Annotated in this window: 14 protein-coding genes; 4 read left to right on the top strand and 10 right to left on the bottom strand. The window is 68.5% G+C overall.

Annotated elements, in window-relative coordinates; genetic code table 11:
- Positions 1–70 precede the first annotated feature (70 nt).
- The 4 genes from sufD to SNOV_RS06690 all read right to left on the bottom strand — a co-directional run bounded on the left by sufD (position 71) and on the right by SNOV_RS06690 (position 5,036).
- The gene (gene sufD / locus SNOV_RS06705) at positions 71–1,384 is read right to left on the bottom strand and encodes a Fe-S cluster assembly protein SufD (protein ID WP_013166161.1); all 1,314 of its coding nucleotides are present in this window, start codon (positions 1,382–1,384) and stop codon (positions 71–73) included.
- 10 nt (positions 1,385–1,394) lie between these two features.
- Entirely contained in the window at positions 1,395–2,153 is a 759-nt protein-coding gene (gene sufC, locus SNOV_RS06700) for a Fe-S cluster assembly ATPase SufC (protein ID WP_187291128.1), read from the bottom strand.
- Positions 2,154–2,273: 120 nt separating this feature from the next.
- Positions 2,274–3,749: a Fe-S cluster assembly protein SufB gene (sufB, locus tag SNOV_RS06695; protein ID WP_013166159.1), complete on the bottom strand. Its 1,476-nt coding sequence runs from the start codon at positions 3,747–3,749 to the stop codon at positions 2,274–2,276.
- A gap of 117 nt (positions 3,750–3,866) precedes the next feature.
- A complete protein-coding gene (locus tag SNOV_RS06690) occupies positions 3,867–5,036 on the bottom strand; it encodes a cysteine desulfurase family protein (RefSeq protein ID WP_013166158.1) in 1,170 nt (389 codons plus the stop codon).
- 363 nt (positions 5,037–5,399) lie between these two features.
- Here SNOV_RS06690 and SNOV_RS06685 point away from each other — a divergent pair, with 363 nt between their 5' ends.
- Positions 5,400–6,065, top strand: a complete 666-nt coding sequence (locus SNOV_RS06685) for an alpha/beta hydrolase (protein ID WP_013166157.1) — start codon at positions 5,400–5,402, stop codon at positions 6,063–6,065.
- Between the two features lie 105 nt (positions 6,066–6,170).
- On the opposite strand, the gene SNOV_RS06680 is transcribed toward SNOV_RS06685, so the two are convergent.
- Both SNOV_RS06680 and SNOV_RS06675 read right to left on the bottom strand, forming a co-directional pair.
- Positions 6,171–6,539, bottom strand: a complete 369-nt coding sequence (locus SNOV_RS06680; protein ID WP_013166156.1) for a hypothetical protein — start codon at positions 6,537–6,539, stop codon at positions 6,171–6,173.
- 232 nt (positions 6,540–6,771) lie between these two features.
- Positions 6,772–7,926, bottom strand: coding sequence for an anhydro-N-acetylmuramic acid kinase (locus tag SNOV_RS06675; protein WP_013166155.1), 1,155 nt, complete (start codon positions 7,924–7,926; stop codon positions 6,772–6,774).
- Between the two features lie 91 nt (positions 7,927–8,017).
- Between SNOV_RS06675 and tyrS the strand changes: the two genes are divergently transcribed.
- Positions 8,018–9,289, top strand: coding sequence for a tyrosine--tRNA ligase (gene tyrS, locus SNOV_RS06670; protein WP_013166154.1), 1,272 nt, complete (start codon positions 8,018–8,020; stop codon positions 9,287–9,289).
- Between the two features lie 149 nt (positions 9,290–9,438).
- On the opposite strand, the gene SNOV_RS06665 is transcribed toward tyrS, so the two are convergent.
- Positions 9,439–13,002, bottom strand: coding sequence for a YhdP family protein (locus tag SNOV_RS06665; RefSeq protein ID WP_013166153.1), 3,564 nt, complete (start codon positions 13,000–13,002; stop codon positions 9,439–9,441).
- A gap of 152 nt (positions 13,003–13,154) precedes the next feature.
- Here SNOV_RS06665 and bcp point away from each other — a divergent pair, with 152 nt between their 5' ends.
- Entirely contained in the window at positions 13,155–13,622 is a 468-nt protein-coding gene (bcp, locus tag SNOV_RS06660; protein WP_013166152.1) for a thioredoxin-dependent thiol peroxidase, read from the top strand.
- Positions 13,623–13,779: 157 nt separating this feature from the next.
- Here the strand turns inward: bcp and prfB are convergent, their stop codons facing one another.
- Positions 13,780–14,910 carry a peptide chain release factor 2 gene (gene prfB / locus SNOV_RS06655; protein WP_013166151.1) on the bottom strand — a complete coding sequence of 377 codons (1,131 nt, stop codon included), beginning with the start codon at positions 14,908–14,910 and terminating at the stop codon, positions 13,780–13,782.
- Between the two features lie 190 nt (positions 14,911–15,100).
- On the opposite strand from prfB, the gene SNOV_RS06650 reads away from it, so the two are divergent.
- Positions 15,101–15,733 carry a glutathione S-transferase gene (locus tag SNOV_RS06650; protein ID WP_244412893.1) on the top strand — a complete coding sequence of 211 codons (633 nt, stop codon included), beginning with the start codon at positions 15,101–15,103 and terminating at the stop codon, positions 15,731–15,733.
- Between the two features lie 18 nt (positions 15,734–15,751).
- Here the strand turns inward: SNOV_RS06650 and SNOV_RS06645 are convergent, their stop codons facing one another.
- Entirely contained in the window at positions 15,752–18,190 is a 2,439-nt protein-coding gene (locus tag SNOV_RS06645; protein WP_013166149.1) for a penicillin-binding protein 1A, read from the bottom strand.
- A 172-nt stretch (positions 18,191–18,362) separates the two neighbouring features.
- Positions 18,363–19,652 carry an N-acetylmuramoyl-L-alanine amidase gene (locus SNOV_RS06640; RefSeq protein WP_244412891.1) on the bottom strand — a complete coding sequence of 430 codons (1,290 nt, stop codon included), beginning with the start codon at positions 19,650–19,652 and terminating at the stop codon, positions 18,363–18,365.
- Positions 19,653–20,396: the final 744 nt, after the last annotated feature.

Genomic DNA, 20,396 nt, shown 5'->3' with positions numbered 1-20,396 from the left:
GCGTGGAAGGAAGACGTGGATGGCCGGGCCAAGCCCGGCCATGACGATCCTAATGCGGCCTAGCCGCGCCTCACGCCCGCGCCTTGAGCCAGGCTTCCGCCTGCTCGACCAGCGCCTCGCGCAGGCCGTCATGCTTGACCGTCTCGATGGCCTCGCCGACGAAGGCCTGCACGAGGAGGCTCTGCGCCTCCTTCAGCGGGATGCCGCGGGCGCGCAGGTAGAACAGCAGCTCCTCGTCGATGTCGCCGCAGGTGGCGCCATGGCCGCAGGCGACGTCGTCGGCGAAGATCTCCAGCTCCGGCTTGTTGTCCATCTCGGCGTCCTCGCCGAGCAGGAGCGCGCGGCTCATCATCCGCCCGTCGGTCTTCTGCGCCGCCTGGCGGACGACGATCTTGCCCTGGAACACGCCACGGGAAGAGTCGTCGAGCACGGTCTTGAACAGCTCGCGGCTCTCGCAGCCCGGCACCTGGTGGTCGACGAACAGCGTCGAATCCGAGTGCTGGCGACCCTTGAGCAGCGCCGCGCCGTTGAAGCTTACATGGCTGGCATCGCCCGACAGCGTCGCATAGAGCGAGGTGCGCGCCACGCTGGCGCCGGTCGCGAAGGTGAAGGCGTGGACCTGCGCGTGGCGACCGACATCGAACAGGATGGTCGACAGATGGAAGGCGCTGCCGCCCTCCTGCTGGAGGCGCACCACGTCGAGATGCGCCTCGTCGCCGACCACGAATTCGGTGACGCTGTTGGCCTGATAGGCGATCGCCTCCGGCCCTTCGAAGCTCTCGACATAGGTGAGCTTCGCGCCGGCGCCGACCACCACCAGCGAGCGGGCATAGCTCGCCGCTGCCGCATCGCCGGCGAAGACATGGGCGACGTGGATCGGTCGCTCGAGGATCGCGCCCGGCGCCACGGTGAGGACGACGCCGTCCTTGGCCAGCGCGGTGTTGAGCGCCAGCGCGGCGTCGTAGCGGCCCGGCAGTATGCCGCCGACGCGGCTCAGCACCTCGTCGCCGGACGCGATGGCGGCGGCGAGCGTGGTGACGGCTAGCCCCGCTTCGAGGCCGGCGAGGTCGGAAAGCTCCGGCACCACGGCGCCATTGGCGACGACGATGCGGCGTACCTCCACCTCGCGCAGCGCGGTGGCGCGCGCATCCGCTTCGGCGACGGCGGCGCTGCCGGCGACCGGCACAGCGTCGCGCATCAGCGTGCGCAGGTCGGTGTATTTCCACTCCTCGACGCGGCGATGCGGCAGGCCGTGCTCCTCGAAGGAGCGGGCGGCGGCGCGGCGCAAATCGGCGAGGCGGTCGGTGCCGGCCGGCAGACCGCCGAGCTCGGCGATCAGCGCCTGCTCGGCCGGGGTACGGATAGGACGTATCTCAGCGTTCATCGCCCCCTCCTCACGCCGCGTCCTGCTGGTACTCGGCATAGCCGTTGGCTTCCAGCTCCAGCGCCAGTTCCTTGCCGCCCGAGCGGACGATGCGGCCCTTGTGCATGACATGCACGAAGTCCGGCACGATGTGATTGAGCAGGCGCTGGTAGTGGGTGATGACGATCATCGCCCGGTCGGGCGAGCGCAGCGCGTTGACGCCCTCGGAGACGACCTTCAGCGCGTCGATGTCGAGGCCGGAATCGGTCTCGTCGAGGATGCACAGCTTCGGCTCGAGAATGGCCATCTGCAGGATCTCGGCGCGCTTCTTCTCGCCGCCGGAGAAGCCGACATTGACGCCGCGCCGCAGCATGTCCTGGCTGATGCCGAGGTTCGCCGCCTTGTCGCGCACGAGGCGCAGGAAGTCGGGGGTGGAGATCTCCGCCTCGCCGCGCTTCTTGCGCTGCGCGTTCAGCGCCGAGCGCAGGAAGGTCATGGTGGCGACGCCGGGCACCTCGACCGGGTACTGGAAGGCGAGGAACACGCCCTTCGCGGCGCGCTCGTCGATCTCCATCTCCAAGAGGTCCTCGCCGTCGAGCGTGACCGAGCCGTCGGTGACCTCGTAGTCCTCCTTGCCGGCCAGGATGTAGGAGAGCGTCGACTTGCCGGAGCCGTTCGGGCCCATGATGGCGTGGACCTCGCCGGGGTTCACCTTCAGCGAGAGGCCCTTGAGGATTTCCTGCCCCTCGTCGCCGTCGATCTTGGCGTGCAGGTTGTCGATTTCGAGCATGGCCATTTCATCAATTCCGTATCTGGAGCGCGTCGTCCGTCGGGAGCGCGCTGAAATCTGGGAAGCGATCCCGGATCGCGGCGGCGCCGCGTCCGGGATGACGTCATCGGGAAAGGGCCGTCAGCCCACCGAGCCTTCGAGGCTCACCGCGATCAGCTTCTGCGCCTCGACCGCGAACTCCATTGGCAGCTGCTGCAGCACGTCCTTGACGAAGCCGTTGACGATCAGCGCCGTGGCCTCCTCGGGATCGAGCCCGCGCTGGCGGCAATAGAACAGCTGGTCCTCGGAGATCTTCGAGGTGGTCGCCTCGTGCTCGAAATGCGCCGTCGAGTTCTTCGACTCGATGTAGGGCACGGTGTGCGCGCCGCATTTGTCGCCGATCAGCAGGCTGTCGCAGTTGGTGAAGTTGCGCGCGTTGGTCGCCTTGCGGTGGGCCGAGACAAGACCGCGATAGGTGTTGTCCGAGTGGCCCGCCGCGATGCCCTTGGAGATGATCCGGCTCGACGTGTTCTTGCCGAGGTGGATCATCTTGGTGCCGCTGTCGACCTGCTGGCGCCCGTTCGAGATGGCGATGGAGTAGAACTCGCCCTGCGAATTGTCGCCGCGCAGGATGCAGCTCGGGTACTTCCAGGTGATGGCCGAGCCGGTCTCCACCTGCGTCCAGGAGATCTTCGAGCGGTCGCCGCGGCAGTCGCCGCGCTTGGTGACGAAGTTGAAGATGCCGCCCTTGCCCTGGCTGTCGCCCGGATACCAGTTCTGCACCGTCGAGTACTTGATCTCGGCGTCCGCAAGGGCGACGAGTTCGACCACGGCGGCGTGAAGCTGGTTCTCGTCGCGCATCGGCGCGGTGCAGCCTTCGAGGTAGCTCACATAGGCGCCCTCGTCGGCGATGATCAGCGTGCGCTCGAACTGGCCGGTGTTGCGCTCATTGATGCGGAAATAGGTCGAGAGCTCCATCGGGCAGCGCACGCCCTTCGGCACGTAGACGAAGGAGCCGTCGGAGAACACCGCCGAGTTCAGCGTGGCGAAGAAGTTGTCGGTGACCGGGACGACCGAGCCGAGATACTTCCTGACCACCTCCGGGTACTCGCGGATCGCCTCGGAGATCGGCATGAAGATCACGCCGGCCTTGGCGAGCTCCTCCTTGAAGGTGGTCGCCACCGAGACAGAGTCGAACACGGCGTCGACGGCCACGCGCGCGCCGCCGCTCTCGATGCCGAGCAGCGCGTCGCGCTCGCGCAGCGGGATGCCGAGCTTCTCATAGGTCGCGAGGATCTCCGGGTCGATGTCGTCGATCGACTTCGGGCCCTCTTTCCGCTTCGGCGCGGAATAGTAATAGAGCTCCTGATAGGCGATCGGCGGATAGCTCACCCGCGCCCATTCCGGCTCGCGCATGGTCTGCCAGCGGCGGAAGGCTTCGAGCCGCCATTCCAGCATCCATTCCGGCTCGTCCTTCTTGGCCGAAATGAAGCGGATCGTATCCTCGGTCAGGCCCTTCGGCGCCTTCTCGGACTCGATCTCCGTGAAGAACCCGTACTTGTACTGATCGACATCGATGGAGCGGACCTGGTCCACTGTCTCCTGTACGGCCGGCATCGTCTCATCTCCTCTCCCACGCGGGGTCAAGGCCCGCGGGTCAGGTCAACACGTCTTCCGCCGGGCTTCGCGCGCCGCCCGGTGGCCTTTATCGCCGCGAGACGCGGCGCCCTTCCCTCACGCCGCCGCGCGGCGACGCAAAAGTCCCGGCAACACCCGGCGGAACGCGCCGAGTGCCCGGTCGACATCCTCTTCCCCGCTCGACCAGCCGAAGGACAGGCGGAAAGCCGCGCGCGCAATGCGCTCGGGCACGCCCATCGCTCCCAGCACATGCGAGGCCTGGACCTTGCCCGACGAGCAGGCCGATCCGGCGCTCACCGCCACGCCGGCGAGATCGAGCGCGATCACCGCGGTCTCCGCCGCCACGCCGGGAAGCGCGAGGCAGGAGGTGTTGGGCAGGCGGTCGACATCGCCGACGAGCAGGACCAGCTCGGGGAATTCGCACCTTAGAGCGTCTTCAAGCCGCTCGCGCAAGTCGCCTATGCGCGCGGCGTCGGCTTCCGCACAGGCGGCCGCGCGTTCGGCCGCCGCGCCGAAGGCGGCGATGGCCGGCACGTTCTCGCTGCCGGCGCGAAGCCCGCGCTCCTGGCCGCCGCCGGCGAAGACCGGCGCGGGCCGCAGATCGGGGTCCGCCATGATCAGCGCACCGCCCCCCGGCGCGCCGCCAAGCTTGTGGGCGGAAACGGAAACGAGGTCGACGCCGAGATCGGCGATCGACACCTTCATGCGCCCGGCGACCTGCACCGCGTCGCTATGGACGAGCGCGCCATGCGCATGCGCCCGGCGGGCGATCTCGGCGATAGGCTGAATCACCCCGGTCTCGTTATTGGCCAGCATGACCGAGACGAGCATCCGATGCCCGGCCTCGGCATGGCGCTGAAGCGCCGCGTCATAGAGGTCGAGCCGCACGCGCCCGCGCGCATCGACCGGCAGCACTTCGACCCGGTCGGCGGGGAAGCGGTGGCCGCGCAGCACGGCGGCGTGTTCCACCGCGCTCACCAGCAGCACGTCGAAGGACAAGGGTTCCTCGCCGCGGCGGAAATCAGGCGTCAGCGCCAGCGTGTCGGCCTCGGTGCCGCAGGAGGTGAAGACGACGCCGCGCGGATCGGCGCCGACCAGCGCCGCCACTCGCGCTCGCGCGGCCTCGATCATCGCCCGCGCGGAGCGGCCCTCGCCATGCACGGAAGAACCGTTGCCGGTCGCGTCCAGCGCTTCGAGAAGCGCGGCGCGGGCCTCCGGCCGGATCGGCGAGGTGGCGTTGTGGTCGAGATAGGTGCGTTCGCTCATCAGTGTATCGGCTCGAAGACTTCGGCCCGACCTTCGGGCTCGAAATTGCGCGGCCGCCCCCTATATAGGAAAGCGTCACGCAGTCTGCCTGTCCTTTCCGCTATATGCTTGCAAATTCAGGCGACGTCCTGCATAGCTTGGCATCCGTCATCTTCGAAGGGCGTGCCGGGCGCGCAGATTGCATGCGACGCAACCGCAACCCAACGTAGAAACTTAGAATTATTCTAATAAGTTAGGGTTCTTACCCTTTGTCGTCAAGGCGCCTGCGGTAAAGCAGTCCTTTGGGACACGCGCCGGACGCGCACATGCCGGCCCCTCCCGACGGATTCGCCTTGCCCCGCCGCATCCAAGGTCACGCACTACATGCCTGAGGTCATTTTCACCGGCGAGAAGGGGCGGCTCGAGGGCCGCTACCAGCCGGCCAAGCAGCGCCACGCGCCGATCGCCATCATCCTGCACCCGCACCCGCAGTTCGGCGGCACGATGAACAACCCGGTCGTCTACAACCTCTACTACCAGTTCGTGAACCGGGGCTTCTCGACGCTGCGCTTCAACTTCCGCGGCGTCGGCCGCTCGCAGGGCACGTTCGACCACGGCCAGGGCGAGCTGGCGGATGCCGCCGCGGCGCTGGACTGGGCGCAGTCGATCAACCCGGACGCGCGCGCCTGCTGGATCGCCGGCTTCTCCTTCGGCGCCTGGATCGGCATGCAGCTCCTGATGCGCCGGCCCGAGGTCGAGGGCTTCATCTCGATCGCCGCCCCGGCGAACCTCTACGACTTCTCCTTCCTCGCCCCCTGCCCGTCCTCCGGCCTGTTCGTGCATGGTGACAAGGACGCGGTGGTGCCGTTCTCCGCGGTCACCGGCCTGGTCGAGAAGCTGAAGACGCAGAAGGGCATCGTCATCGACCAGCAGACGGTCGCGGGCGCCAACCATTTCTTCGACGGCAAGACCGAGGAGTTGATGGAGGTCGTCGGCGCCTATCTCGACAAGCGCCTGCCCGAGACGGCAAAGAAGATCACGGCGGCCTGAACGGGCTTTCCAGCCTCCTTCAGAAGCGACCTCGTCCTGAGGACCACGACAAACAAAAAAGCCCGGCCTAGCGCCGGGCTTTCTGCTTTTGGACTGCCGGGCCGCTCAGTTCAGCACGAGGCGGGCGGGCTCGTTCACCGTCAGCACGTCGCCGCGGCGGGCGATCTCGACGGTGCGGCTGGCGCCATCGGGCGCGCCCGGCACCGAGAAGCTCATCGCCTGCTCCGGCTGGAGCGTGGCGGCGACGCGTACCGGCGCGCCGTCGGCGACGCTCAGCGTGGCGACGACGTGATAGCCGTCATTCTCGGAGGTGTAATAGGCGACGCCGGTGACGTAGCCGAGTTCGATCTTCTGGGCGGTGGCGGGACGCAGGCCGGGCGCCTTGTCGGCAGCGCGGACGGGGGCGATGAAGGCGACGGCGATCAGGCCGGCCGCCATGGCCAGGGGGAGAAGGTCGCGGGAAAGGGCGCGCATCGGGGTGCTCCAAGTTCTGTCCAGGCGTGTTGAAGAGGAAGCTGCCTGCCTGGCGAGCCGGACTTCCGGGAGCCCCGAACATAGTTGGAATATTGTGCAGTGCATCACACGATTTTGCATCGCACTAATGCGTTTCAGGAATACTGCGACAATCGTTCACTGAATTCAGTTTTTCTGAATGACGCCTTCAGCTTTGCTTGCAGTGGCGGCTGCGCTGGTGAAGGCGACAACCTCAGCCGGCCGCGATGACGACCCCGCCGAGCATCGGCCGGGGCACGCCCGTCGTGGTCGGGAAGCTCAGCGGAAGGCCGCGCAGGGACCGCACCGCCAGGAAGGCGAAAGCCTGCGCTTCCAACGCGTCGCCCGACCAGCCCACCGCATCCGCCGTCACCACCTCGACGCCGAGGCGCTCCCGGAGCATGGCGAGAAGCGTCGGGTTGTGCGCCCCGCCGCCGGCCGCGATCAGCGTCGCCGGGCGCTTCGGCAGATGCGGCAGGATCGCCCCGACGCAGGCCGCGGTGAGCGCCGTCAGCGTCGCTGCGCCGTCTTCCACGCTCATCGCGTCGAGGCCGCCATGCACCGCAACCCATTCGCGAAAATCGTTCCGATCCAGCGACTTCGGCGGTTTCCTTGAGAAGAAGGGATGGGTGAGCAGGCGCGCGATCACCGTCTCGTCGACCCGCCCCGCCGCCGCCGCCGCTCCGTCGCGGTCGACCGGCACGCCGGTGCGCGCCTTCATGAAATCGTCGATCAGCGCATTGGCCGGGCCGGTGTCGCAGGCGATGGGATCGGCTTCACCGTCGAGCCAGGTGATGTTGGCCACACCGCCGAGATTGAGCACCAGCAAGGGGCCGGGCAGCGCCAGCTCCTTCACCAGGCCCTGCGCAAGCGCCCGGTGATAGGCGGGCACCAGCGGCGCCCCCTGCCCGCCCGCGGCGACGTCGGCGGCGCGCAGGTCGTAGACCAGCGCCGGGCCTGGCGCCGGGGTGAGCGCGCGGATCGCCCACGCGAGCGCCGGGCCGTCGCCTATCTGCACCGTCAGCCGGATTTCCGGCCGGTGCAGCACGGTCTGGCCATGGAAGCCCACCGCCGCGACGTCGCGATGCTCGGGAAACTCTGCGAGGAACGCCGCCAGCGCCTGCGCATGGCGCTCGGTCACCACCCGCTCCGCCTCGGCCAGCACGCCGGGCCGGGCACTGCGGTCGGTGAGCGGCTTCGCCTCCTCCAGCGCCCGCATCAGCAGCGCCCGGTCGGCCTCCGCATAGGCATAGGTCCGCCCCGGCCCGAAGGCGGCAACATTCTCGCCATCGGTCTCGATCAGCGCGACGTCCACCCCGTCGAGCGAGGTGCCGCTCATCAGGCCGATGGCCTTCACGGGGCGGGACATGCACAAACTCCGGCGCGGGATGCTTTCGGGGCGCGAAGCTGATACATCCACCCGCCCCTCCTAACATGGCGTTGATGCCCGCAGGCCCGATATGAGCAAGTTCCGATCCGATTTCCTCCGCACGCTGGACGAGCGCGGCTTCATTCATCAGATCTCCGATGAACAGGGCCTCGACGATCTCTTCGCGAAGGAAACCGTCACGGCCTATATCGGCTTCGACCCGACGGCGCCGAGCCTGCATGCCGGCGGCCTGATCCAGATCATGATGCTGCACTGGCTGCAGCAGACCGGCCACCGCCCCGTCTCGCTCATGGGCGGCGGCACCGGCATGGTGGGTGACCCGTCCTTCAAGGACGAGGCGCGCCAGCTCATGACCGTGGACACGATCGAGGCCAACATCGCCTCGATCAGGCGGGTGTTCTCGAACTACCTGAGCTACGGCGACAGCAACCACGGCGACAGCCTTCGCGGCGCGCTGATGATCAACAACGCCGAATGGCTGCGCGAGCTCAACTACCTGGAGTTCCTGCGCGACGTCGGCCGGCACTTCTCGGTCAACCGCATGCTGTCCTTCGACAGTGTGAAGATGCGGCTGGAGCGCGAGCAGTCGCTGTCCTTCCTCGAATTCAACTACATGATCCTGCAGGCCTACGACTTCGTGGAGCTGAACAAGCGCTACGGCGTGCGGCTGCAGATGGGCGGCTCCGACCAGTGGGGCAACATCGTCAACGGCATCGATCTCGGCCACCGCATGGGCAGCCCGCAGCTCTATGCGCTGACCTCGCCGCTGCTCACCACCGCCTCCGGCGCCAAGATGGGCAAGACGCTGGGCGGCGCCGTGTGGCTGAATGCCGACCTGCTCGGCCCCTACGAGTTCTGGCAGTACTGGCGCAACACCGAGGACGCGGACGTGCCGCGCTTCCTCAAGCTCTACACCACGCTGCCCATGGCGGAGATCGCCCGGCTTTCCGCGCTCGGCGGCGCGGAGCTCAACGAGGTGAAGAAGATCCTCGCCACCGAGGTCACCGCCATGCTGCACGGCCGCGCGGCGGCGGAAGCGGCGGCGGAGACGGCGCGCAAGACCTTCGAGGAAGGCGGGCTCTCCGCGGATCTGCCGACCGTCGAGGTGCCGGCGGGCGAGCTGGAGGCCGGCATCGGCGTGCTCGCGGCGTTTGCCGAGAAGACGGGGCTCGTCGCCTCGAACGGCGAGGCGCGCCGGCAGATCAAGGGCGGCGGGCTGAAGGTGAACGACGCCACCGTCACCGACGAGAAGGCCGTGCTGACCGCCCGCGACCTCACCCCCGAGGGCGTGGTCAAGCTGTCGCTCGGCAAGAAGAAGCACGTCCTGCTGCGGCCGGTGTAAGGGCGGCCTTGCCGTAACAAAAAGGCGTCATCCCGGCCGAAGCCCGAAGGGCGTAGAGCCGGGATCGCTCTCCAATGTTTGCGCGATCCCGGATCGGCCTAACGGCCGTCCGGGATGACGGCGTAATGGATGATGGCCGAGCGGGCGCCCTACCGCGTCGGCACCACGGCCGGCGGCGTGGGATCGGGCGCCTGGCGGAACTCGAAGATCTTGCGCAGGAAGCCCGGCGCCACGGCGGAGATCGGGTTCACCCGCAGCGTCGGGCCGGAGAGCGGGCCGACGATCTCGTAGGTCACGCCCACCAGCCCCTCATTCGGCCCGCCGCCGAGGAAGAAGCCGACCACCGGCAGGCGGCTGAACAGATTGTTCAGCCCATAGGCCGGCACGAAGGTGCCGCGCACCGAGATGCGGTCGGCGGCGAAGTCGAGCGTGCCGTCGAAGGTCGAGCCGATGGTCGGGCCCCAGATGGCGCCCTCGCGAATGGTGAGCTGCTCGGCCGAGCGCTGGAAATCGACCTGAAGCTTGCGAAAGGCGATGGCCGAGCCCGGCTGCAGGCGCCCGTCGCGCGTGGACGACGGCGCCGCCGCGATCAGGCGGTCGAGGCCCGGTTCGCCGCGGATGACGAAGTCGCGCATGTTGATGATGCCGAGCTGCGGCTTGCCGTCGCCGCGCGGGGCGTCGACGTCGATCCACATGTCGCCGCCATAGATGCGGGCATAGAGATTGATGAAGCGCAGCAGCGCGCCGGCGTCGCTTGTCGCCACCCGCAGCTTCGGACGGCCATTGCCCTGCGGCGCCAGATCGCCGTTGACCCCGCCGTCGCGGCCGACCAGCGCGCCGAGCGTGAAGGCCCGCAGGTCGCCGCCGCGGCGCGACAGCTTGAGCACCGCCTGGCGCATGGTCTCGCCATTATTGCCGACGACCACGCCGAGATTGACGTCGAGGTCGATGTCGAGCGGCTTCTCGTTCGGCCGGCCGGCGACGGGGGCTTCGAGCAGATGCTTGAGGAAGGCCCGCGCCTCGATCACCTCACCGCGCACGGTGACCTTCATCACGCCATCGGCGTTCTCGGCCTTCACGCTGGCCTTGTCGCCGTCGGAAAGCTGGAAGGTCGGCAGGTTGGCGCTGACCAGCCCGGCCTTGGAGTCGAGCTCGACGGTGCCGCGTATGTTCACCCCCTGCCCGCTCACCACCAGGTCGTCGAGCTTGGTGCCGGCGGACGTCACCGTCGCCTTGGCGGTCAGCCTCGCCTGCTTGCCGGCCGGCTTCGACCAGCCCGGCACCAGCTCGGCAAGACGCGCCCCGGTGAGATCGATGTCGACGTCCGCGGTCTTGGACTTGGCGCCGACGACGCCGGACAGCTTGACGCCCACCGTGCCGGACAGGCCGGCGAGATCCATGCCGAGCTTCTGCCGGGCCGCGTCGTCCAGCGTCGCCTGCAGCACGAAGGTCATGTCGCCGTCGACCGGCTTGGCATATTCGAAGCTCGCCGGCGCCCCGCCGAACTTGCCCTCGCCGCGCAGCACGGTGGCGGCCGGCGTGACGAAGGCACGCACGGTGGCGTCGTCGAGATTCTGGCCGAACGCCACCTTGGCGGCCCCGAAGTCCTTCAGGTCGGCATCGAAGGCGAAGTCGACGTCGGAAGGCTCGATATGCTCGGACAGCCGCACGCTGATCTGCGCGGTGCCGTCGATCGTGCCCGTCGCCGAGGAGGCATCGAGGGGAATCGCCGCCGGGCCGCGCAGCGCCGGCATGCCGGCCAGCTCGATGGCGGCCGCGGCCGAGCCGTCGACCGTCACCCTCACCTTCGCCTCCGGCTTCGCCGGCGCGGTGTCGGAAATGTCGAAGACGCCTTCGCTCACATTCAGGCGGCGCTTGCCCGGCGTGTCGATCGCGCCGTCGGCGACGAGAACATGGGCGGTGCGGCCGGTCACGCGCACGGTCACGTCCGCGCCGGAGACGGGAGGCAGCCCCGGGACCGGGTGGAAGCTGCCATCGGTGCCGACGACATTGATGGTCAGGGCATCGTCGGCCAGCGGCTTGCTCTTGTTGCCGATGGAGGAGAACGGCGCCTTGAAGGCAATCTCCGCCGAGGTCACGTTGCCGGAGATGAGGTTCTCGTAGACCCAGTGGCGCGGCTCCGGCGCCGCGAGCACCGGCCAGAGCCGCTTCAGCGAGGTGACCGACATCGGCGTCGCCGACACCGTCAGGGCGAGCGAGGGCTCCGGCGGACCGAGTTCGAGCGCGCCGCCGAGCGTCAGCCCGCCCTGCGGCCCCTTGAGGTCGCCACGGTCGATGGTCACCTTCTGGGCCGCCGGATCGAAGGAGAGGTCGATGGCGATGTCGTCGAGGAGCAAGGGCGGCTCCTTCTCGGCATGGATTCCGCCGCCGCCGAAGCTCGCCTTCGCCGAGGTGGTGTGCAGGCTCCACTTGCCCGCCGCATCCGCCGGCATGCTCACGACGCCCGACAGGTCCATGCCGAAGGGGCCCGCCTGCACCGCCACCGAGGTCAGGTTGATCTGCCGGTGCGCCGGATCGAGGTTGAAGGCGATGGCCGCCTCGTCGATCAGCATGCGCCCGCCGACATCCGGACCGAGCTGCAATTCGCCGGCGCCGGCGGCGAGGCGCCCCTCCGTCGAGATCAGCATGCCGGCGCGGTCGATGCGGGCCTTGAGGTCCACCGTGAGCGGCGAGGTGGCGAGGATGTCGTCGCCCGCCTTGCCGGCGGCGATCAGCAGGTCGCGGGGGGCGAGGTCGCGCACTTCGAGCGAGAGCTCGCGCTGCGTGTCGACCAGCGCGCCGATGGTGGCGCGCGCCGACCAGGGCCCGTCCGTTCCGCCGGCCTTCACGTCGAAGCTCACGCCGCCGGCCGGCGGCCGCGACAGCGACAGGTCGATGTCGTCGAAGGTCCATTGCCGGCCGCTGATGTCGCTGCGGATGACGACGACGCCTTCCTTGAGGCCGATCTCGCTGAGCTTGCCGCCGTCGAGCCCGCTATGGTCGATCCGGTCGGCCAGCGCCGCCACGGCCGCGAGGCGCAGCGGGCCGAACGGCGTCACCGCCTCGGTCACCGGGGTCGACGGCGCGGCCGTCCCGGCGGGGGGAGCGGCGGCCGTGGGCGGCGGGACAGCGGCGGAAGACGCCGGCGACGCCGCATCCGGAGCGGGCGCGTCCTGGGGCGAGGCGCGCAATGTGCTGCCGCCTTCGGTGGAGACCGCGAGCTGGCCCTGCGCGTCGATCAGGATGTTCAGCCGCACGCCGACGAGATCGACCCGCTTGGGCTGCATCAGCCACGGCAGCCAGCTGTCCTGCAGCGCCACCTCGGCCTGCGGCGCGGCGGCGACGATGTCGCCATCGGGATCGCGCACGGTGATGTCGCTGGCGCGCAGGAGGATGCCGCCATCGCTGGCGCGGTCGGCGACGATGCCGCCGATCGCCACGGCGCGGCCCTCGCCGATCCGCGCTTCCAGCGCCCGCTCGACATAGGGACGGGCCATGTCGACGGTGAGCATGCCGGTGGAAAAGAGCAGGTAGACGAGGACGAAGACCGCCACCAGGGCGCCGGCGACCGAGCCCGCCGACCAGCCGCAGATGCGCAGCCAGCGCCGCTTGCCGGCCGGGACGGCGCACGCCTTCGCCGCGCGCCGCATCCGCAGTCGCTTGACGTGGCGCTTACCGCCGGAATCCGACCTGTGCGTCGTCGGCTCTTTCATCTACGGCTCGAATCCCCGCAAGCTTCACCATAATGCCCGCGCGGCGGACGAGCGGCGACACCTTTCCACACACTGGCTGACGCTTTGCTTTCAGCTGCTGCGCGGCGCTATTGGTCAGCCGATTGCGCCAAATCGCGCCGAAAGGAAGGCAAATGAGCAAGATCGCCGTCGGACAGCCCGCTCCTGACTTCACCCTCGGCACCGATACGGGCGAGAGCGTGACACTTGCCTCCTGCCGAGGACGCAAGCTGGTGCTGTACTTCTACCCGAAGGCCGGCACGCAAGGCTGCACGCTGGAGGCGCACGACTTCAACCAACTCAAGGACGCGTTCGACGCCGCCGACACGCGCCTCATCGGCGTCTCGGCCGATCCCGCCAAGGCACTGGCGCGCTTCCGCGCCAAGCAGGGGCTCGGCTTCACGCTCCTGGGCGACGAGACCCATGCCGTGCTGGAGGCCTATGGCGTGTGGACGGAGAAGCAGATGTACGGGCGCAAGTTCATGGGCATCGAGCGCACCACGCTCTTGATCGACCGCGACGGCCGCATCGCTCGCATCTGGCCGAAGGTGAAGGTCGCCGGCCATGCCAAGGAGGTTCTGGAGGCGGCGAAGGGGTTGTGAGGCGAGCCGGCGTCGAGGGCCTGCGTGCTTCGAGACGCGGGGCTTTGCCCCGCTCCTCAGCATGAGGAATCGGGAGCCTAGACCTTCCTCATCCTGAGGTGCCCGGCACAGCCGGGCCTCGAAGGACGCAGGACCTGCCCGCTATCACGCCGGCGCCTCAGTCCACGTCCTCGACGCTCGCCGGGCCGCCGCCATAGGCGCGCTGGGCGAGCGCGGCTTCCATGAACGGGTCGAGGTCGCCGTCCAGCACCTCCTGCGGCGTGCCGGAGGTGACGCCGGTGCGCAGGTCCTTCACCAGCTGGTAGGGCTGGAGGACATAGGAGCGGATCTGGTGGCCCCAGCCGATGTCGGTCTTGGCGGCCTGGTCGGCGGCGGCCTGCGCCTCGCGCTTCTTCAGCTCCATCTCGTAGAGCTTGGCGCGCAGCATGTCCCAGGCGGTGGCGCGGTTCTTGTGCTGCGAGCGGTCGCCCTGGCTGACCACGGCGATGCCGGTCGGGATGTGGGTCAGGCGCACCGCCGATTCGGTCTTGTTGACGTGCTGGCCGCCGGCGCCGCCCGAACGCATCGTGTCGACGCGCACATCGGCTTCCTTGATGTCGACCACGATGCGGTCGTCGATCACCGGATAGACGTCGATGGAGGCGAAGGAGGTCTGGCGCCGCGCGTTCGAATCGAAGGGCGAGATGCGCACCAGGCGATGCACGCCGCCCTCGGTCTTCAGCCAGCCATAGGCGTTGTGGCCCTTCACCAGCATGGTGGCGGACTTCAGCCCGGCGGTTTCACCCGCCTGCTCTTCGATCAGCTCGACCTTGAAGCCGCGCCGCTCGGCCCAGCGCGTGTACATGCGCAGCAGCATCAGCGCCCAGTCCTGGCTGTCGGTGCCGCCGGCGCCGGCATGGACTTCGAGATAGCTGTCGTTGGAATCCGCCTCGCCCGAGAGCAGGGCTTCGAGCTGGCGGCGGGCGACTTCGGCCTTGAGGCGGTCGAGCGCGGCGGCGGCCTCGTCGACGATGCTGTCGTCGCCCTCGGCCTCGCCGAGCTCGATCAGTTCGACATTGTCGGCCAGCTCGCGATTGATCCGCTCGATGGCGCCGAGACCGTCCTCCAGCGTGCCGCGCTCCTGCATCAGCTTCTGCGCGCGCTCGGGGTCGTTCCACAGGTTCGGGTCCTCGGCGAGCGCGTTCAGCTCGGCGAGGCGGGCCTTGGAACGGTCGAAATCGATGTGCTGCCGCAGGAGGCCGGCGGCTTCACGGATTTCGTCGACGCTCGCGGCGAGCTCGGCGCGCATGATCTTACACTCTCGATGGGACGCGGAAGGCGGCGGAAAATAGAGGGCGCGGCACGGGCTGTAAACGCCCCTTCACATGCCGGACGATCCTGCCACCGTCGGGCTTATGGGCTTCGGCCTCGCCGTGCCGATTTCCTGCTGTTCTGGAGCCGTCGCGGCGCCTTGAATCAGCTAGGCTGGACCTCTCACCATGGAGACGTCCCTAATGCGCCTGATCGGCATGCTGGATTCGCCCTTCGTCCGCCGCGTGGCGGTGTCGATGAAGTTCCTCGACGTGCCGTTCACGCACGAATCCGTGTCGGTGTTCCGGCACTTCGACCATTTCGCCAGCATCAACCCGGTGGTGAAGGCGCCGAGCTTCGTCACCGATGACGGCGTGGTGCTGATGGATTCGACGCTGATCATCGACCATGTGGAGCGCCTTGCCGACCCGGCGCGCTCGCTGCTGCCGGCCGACGTCGCCGACCATGCCCGCAACCAGCGCCTCGTCGGCCTGGCGCTCGCCGCCTGCGAGAAGACGGTGCAGATCGTCTACGAGCACCAGCTCCGTCCCGAGGAGAAGCGCCACGAGCCCTGGCTGGAGCGTGTGCGGGGCCAGCTGCTGGCCGCCTATAGCCTGATCGAGGCGGAAACCGGCAATGGGGAGAGCTGGCTGATCGGGGATCGTCCGATGCAGGCGGACATCACCGCGGCCGTCGCCTGGACCTTCACCCAGGAGATGACGCCCGGCGAGGTGCCGCTCGGCGTGTTCCCGGCGATCGAACGGCTCGCGGCCCGCGCCGAGTCGCTGCCGGAGTTCCGCGCCATGCCCTATGACGGCTGAGGAACCGGCGATGCGGGCTCAGTAAAGCCCGCCGGTGCCATTGGTGCCGAGCGCGCGGTCGGCCTCGGGGTTGATGCTGGTCGGCTGGCCCGAGGCATCGGTGGCGCCGATGATCGAGTAGCTGTCCGGCGGCGCCGTGCCCGGCTTGAAGGCCTCGAGGATGGAGCCTTCGCCCGGCCCGGCACGCAGGCCGGTCTTCGGGTTGATGCGGATCAGCTTGATGCCGGGCGGCACGCGGAACGGCACCGCCGGGCGGTCGGCCAGCGCCACCTGCATGAAGTCGCGCACCACCGGCGCGGCGAGCACGCCGCCGGTCGAGCCCTTGCCCATGGGCTTGGGCGTGTCGAAGCCGAGATAGACGGCGACCACCATGTCCGGGGTGTAGCCGACGAACCAGGCGTCCTTCTCTTCGTTGGTCGTGCCGGTCTTGCCGGCGATCGGCTTGCCCAGCACCTTCAGCGCGGTGCCGGTGCCGCGCTGGACCACGCCCTCCAGCATGGAGGTGACCTGGTAGGCGGTCATCGGGTCGAGCGCCTGCTCGCGCCGGTCGATCAGCACAGGCTCGGCCTGGCTCGCCCATTTGGCGGCGTCGCAGCCGCGGCATTCGCGCTCGTCGTGCTTGTAGATGGTCTTGCCGTAGCGGTCCTGGATGCGGTCGATCAGCGTCGCCTTCACCTTCTTGCCGCCATTGGCGAAGATCGAATAGCCGGCGGCCTGGCGCAGGACCGTGGTCTCGCCGGCGCCGAGCGACATGGAGAGCACGGGCAGCAGGTTGTCGACCACGCCGAAGCGCTTGGCATATTCGGCGATCAGCGGCATGCCGAGATCGTTGGCGAGGCGCACGGTCATCACGTTGCGCGACTGCTCGATGCCGAAGCGCAGGGTCTGCGGTCCGTAGAACTTGCCGGAATAGTTCTCCGGCCGCCACGTCGCCTGCCCCTGCTGCGCGAGCTCGAAGGGGGCGTCCAGCACGACGCTGGAGGGCGTGTAGCCATTGTCGAGAGCGGAGGCATACACATAGGGCTTGAAGGAGGAGCCCGGCTGGCGCTGCGCCTGCGTGGCGCGGTTGAACTGGCTCTCGTCGAAGGAGAAGCCGCCGGCCATGGCCAGCACGCGCCCGGTGGAGGGGTCCATCGCCACCAGCGCACCCTCGATGTTGGGCTGCTGGCGCAGGCGCCACTGGTCGGGCTTGCCGTCGATCGGCTCGACATAGACCACGTCGCCGGGCTTCAGCACGCCGGCGACGCCGGTCTTGGCGCCGCGCAGGGCCCATTTGACGCCGTCCGGCGTCACCATGCCGACGTCGCGCTGGGTGGCGAGGGCACCCGAGCGGTCGCGCTGCGGCTGCAGCCCGATGCGCGCGCCCTGCGCGTCCGATTCCAGCACGACGGCGAGGCGCCAGGGAATGTCGGTGAAGGTTCGCACGTCGGCGAGGCGCGCGCCCCAGTCGCCGGTGACCTCGATCTTGGTCACCGGGCCGCGGTAGCCGCGCCTCTCGTCATAGCCGGTCAGGCCGTCGAGCAGCGCCTTCTTGGCGAATTGCTGGAGCTTCGGATTGAGCGTGGTGCGCACCGACAGGCCGCCGCCATAGAGCTTGTCCTCGCCATAGCGCTCGAAGATCTCGCGGCGCACTTCCTCGGCGAAATATTCGGCCGAGAAGATGTGCGCGCCGGTCGGGCGCACGGTGACGGCGAGGTCGGAGTTCTTGGCGTCGTCGGCTTCCTTCTGGGTGATGAAGCCGTTCTCGGCCATGCGGTCGATCACCCAGTTGCGGCGCTCGATGGCGGCGTCGTGGCGGCGGAACGGGTGGTAATTGTTCGGCCCCTTGGGCAGGGCGGCGAGATAGGCGGCCTCGGCGACGGTCAGTTCGGAGACCGACTTGTCGAAATAGAGCAGCGAGGCGGCGGCGACGCCATAGGAGCCGATGCCGAGATAGATCTCGTTGAGATAGAGCTCGAGGATCTTGTCCTTGGAATAGGCGCGCTCCATGCGCAGCGCCAGCAGCGCTTCCTTGATCTTGCGGTCGAGCGAGACCTCGTTGGTCAGGAGGAAGTTCTTCGCCACCTGCTGGGTGATGGTCGAGGCGCCCTGCGGGCGGCGGCCCGAGCCGTAGTTCTGCAGGAAGGCGTAGCCGGCGCGGAAGATGCCCGACGGATCGATGCCGCCATGCGAATAGAAGTTCTTGTCCTCGGCGGCGAGGAAGGCGTCGATCACCCGCTTGGGGATGTTCTGGATCGGCAGGTAGAGCCGGCGCTCCTTGGCGTATTCGGCCAGCAGCGAGCCGTCCGCCGCGTGGATGCGGGTCATCACCGGCGGCTCGTAGTTCTGCAGCTGCGAGTAGTCCGGCAGATCCTGCGAGAACTTCCACACGAAATAGCCCGCGACCGCGCCGCCGACCACGAACAGGATCGTGCCGAGCGCGAACAGGAAGCCCAAGAACCGCAGAAGCAGCCGCATGCGGCCAAGCCCCCTTCAGCTGAAAAATACGTCCCCCGACGCGGTGCGAGTCATCGCCCACGTCGCGCTGGAACAGAGCACGCCCCAGCCTTCCAAATCTAGCGCACCTTGTTGCCGATCAAGTGATTTTGCTTGATCGGTCAGGGGCCAGAGGCATCCGTGTGCGTGCCAACTATGGCCTTATCGCGGCCGGTTCGGCCCGTGTCGAGGCCAGCGGCTCACCATTCGCCCCGCCCAGGCTCGCAGGCAAGGCCCCCGGCGCGCCGTCCTTCGGCTTCTGCGCCGCGAAATAAGCGTCGATCGCCGCCACCATGGCTTCGGTCACGTTGGATTGCCACTCCGCCGACGTCATGAGCCCCACATCCTTGGCGCTCGAAATGTAGCCGAGCTCGAACAGCACGGAAGGCACGTCGGGCGCCTTCAGCACCTTGAACCCGGCCGATTTCAGCGGCGATTTGTGCATCCGCGCCGCGCCGGCGACGGCCCCGGCGAGGGTGCGGGCGAAATGGGCGGAGAAATTGCGCGTCTCGCGCTGGGCGAGGTCGAACAGGATGCCGGCGACGTCGGCCGGCTCCTCGGAGAGGTCGAGGCCGGCGATCATGTCGGACTTGTTCTCCGAATCGGCCAGCCGCTGCGCCTCGGCGTCGGAAGCGCGGTCGGAAAGCGTGTAGATGGTGGCGCCGCGCACGTCGCTGTCGCGCGAGCCGAGCGAATCGGCGTGCAGCGAGATGAACAGCCGCGCGCCGTTCTCGCGGGCGAAGCGCACGCGCTGGCCGAGCGAGACATAGGTGTCCTTCTCGCGCGTCATCAGCGCCCGGTAGCGGCCGGTCGCCTCCAGCCGGTCGTGCAGCTGCTTGCCGATGGCCAGCATCAGCTCCTTCTCGCTGATGCCGAGGGCGGCATTGCGTGCGCCGGGGTCGATGCCGCCATGGCCGGGATCGATGATGACGACGGGCCGCGTGTCGCCGGCCTCGGCGACCTCGACCTTCGGCATCTCCGGCTCCTCGGCGCGGCGCACCGGGGCGGCCACCGACTGCAGGAAGGTGGTGCGGTCGGTCTTGACGAGATCGACCACGAGCCGGGCCGGCTGGTCGTCCATCGCCTCCAGCACGAAGGCCTTGTCGATGGTCACCGGGGCGGAGACGTCCATGACGATGCGCGCCTTGCCGGGCGCGAACAGGCCGAAGCGATAGGCGGAAACGAGGCCCCTGCCCTCCTGCCCGGCCGAATCCGGCAGGGCGAAGACGACGTCGGGAATGTCGACGACGACGCGGTAGGGATCGGCGAGGGTGAAGGCGCCCAGCGGCACGGAACGGGACAGGTCGACGACGAGGCGCGTGCGCTCGCCGTCGCCGGCCAGGCGCGCATCGGTCGCCACGACAGGATCCGCCGCGCCCGCCGGACGCGAGACGGACAGCGCCGCCGGCAGCAGCAGCGCTGCCGCCAGAAAGACACCGAGCATGCCCGCACGCCAAGACATTGCCGCGTACCGCCTCCTGCGCGCCCTCAATCGGAAAAGTCGTCGGGACGACGTGCGTTCCGACCTTTCTAGCCAAATACGAACGAAGCGTTAACCGCTCCTTGCCGCGATCGCGGCCGCCCGCGCGTTCTGGACCGGCCCCGTTGCGCGCGGGCAACGCAGAAGCGGAATTCGATCGGATGCGATCCTTGCCAAATCGGCACCCATGCCGCTATTAAGGGCATGCATATGGTTCGCATTTCCGGCTCGCTCGCTTGACGTCCGGCTTTCGCGGTCCTGCGGCGATGGGCGGTCCAGCAATGGACAGGCTTGGCACATGCGACGATTGGGCTTCCCAGGAGCGCGTCGTTGTGCCGAATGCGGTCGAACCCGGCCGCGCGCCGACGGATTGCGGCTCTGCCTCGTCTTTTCCGGGCCAGCGGATGCGCGCTTCGCGCAGTTCCTGCGCAATTTCACGTGTCCGTGACTTTCGCGGCCATATGCCTTGAGCCGGATCCGGTGCGATCGCGGCTTGTCCTGTTCGGTCGAGGAATGGACGGCAGCCAACGATGATGTGTCAGCCGGCGAGTGGGGGGCAGGTGCGAGGCGGTAACGTCCGTCGCGCCTATGTCCTCCGGTCCGCGGCCCACGCATCGCGTCGGCGCCCCGCATGCGAGGCGTTCCGCCCCTCCCGCCGCTTTTCACATCCGCTTTCAGTCACCGCTTACAGGCACGGCCACCGCCGTC

The organism is Ancylobacter novellus DSM 506, assembly GCF_000092925.1.
In the GTDB taxonomy this organism is placed as follows: domain Bacteria; phylum Pseudomonadota; class Alphaproteobacteria; order Rhizobiales; family Xanthobacteraceae; genus Ancylobacter; species Ancylobacter novellus.
Note: the sequence above shows the minus strand (reverse complement) of the source record. Positions and strands in the feature narration are given on the sequence as shown.

Coding starts and splice junctions, on each gene's coding strand:
- sufB (WP_013166159.1), bottom strand. CDS start 3,749: ATGCCGGCCGTACAGGAGACAGTGGACCAGGTCCGCTCCATCGATGTC.
- SNOV_RS06650 (WP_244412893.1), top strand. CDS start 15,101: ATGGAGACGTCCCTAATGCGCCTGATCGGCATGCTGGATTCGCCCTTC.
- SNOV_RS06685 (WP_013166157.1), top strand. CDS start 5,400: ATGCCTGAGGTCATTTTCACCGGCGAGAAGGGGCGGCTCGAGGGCCGC.
- sufD (WP_013166161.1), bottom strand. CDS start 1,384: ATGAACGCTGAGATACGTCCTATCCGTACCCCGGCCGAGCAGGCGCTG.
- SNOV_RS06690 (WP_013166158.1), bottom strand. CDS start 5,036: ATGAGCGAACGCACCTATCTCGACCACAACGCCACCTCGCCGATCCGG.
- prfB (WP_013166151.1), bottom strand. CDS start 14,910: ATGCGCGCCGAGCTCGCCGCGAGCGTCGACGAAATCCGTGAAGCCGCC.
- SNOV_RS06640 (WP_244412891.1), bottom strand. CDS start 19,652: ATGCTCGGTGTCTTTCTGGCGGCAGCGCTGCTGCTGCCGGCGGCGCTG.
- SNOV_RS06645 (WP_013166149.1), bottom strand. CDS start 18,190: ATGCGGCTGCTTCTGCGGTTCTTGGGCTTCCTGTTCGCGCTCGGCACG.
- sufC (WP_187291128.1), bottom strand. CDS start 2,153: ATGCTCGAAATCGACAACCTGCACGCCAAGATCGACGGCGACGAGGGG.
- SNOV_RS06665 (WP_013166153.1), bottom strand. CDS start 13,002: ATGAAAGAGCCGACGACGCACAGGTCGGATTCCGGCGGTAAGCGCCAC.
- bcp (WP_013166152.1), top strand. CDS start 13,155: ATGAGCAAGATCGCCGTCGGACAGCCCGCTCCTGACTTCACCCTCGGC.
- tyrS (WP_013166154.1), top strand. CDS start 8,018: ATGAGCAAGTTCCGATCCGATTTCCTCCGCACGCTGGACGAGCGCGGC.
- SNOV_RS06675 (WP_013166155.1), bottom strand. CDS start 7,926: ATGTCCCGCCCCGTGAAGGCCATCGGCCTGATGAGCGGCACCTCGCTC.
- SNOV_RS06680 (WP_013166156.1), bottom strand. CDS start 6,539: ATGCGCGCCCTTTCCCGCGACCTTCTCCCCCTGGCCATGGCGGCCGGC.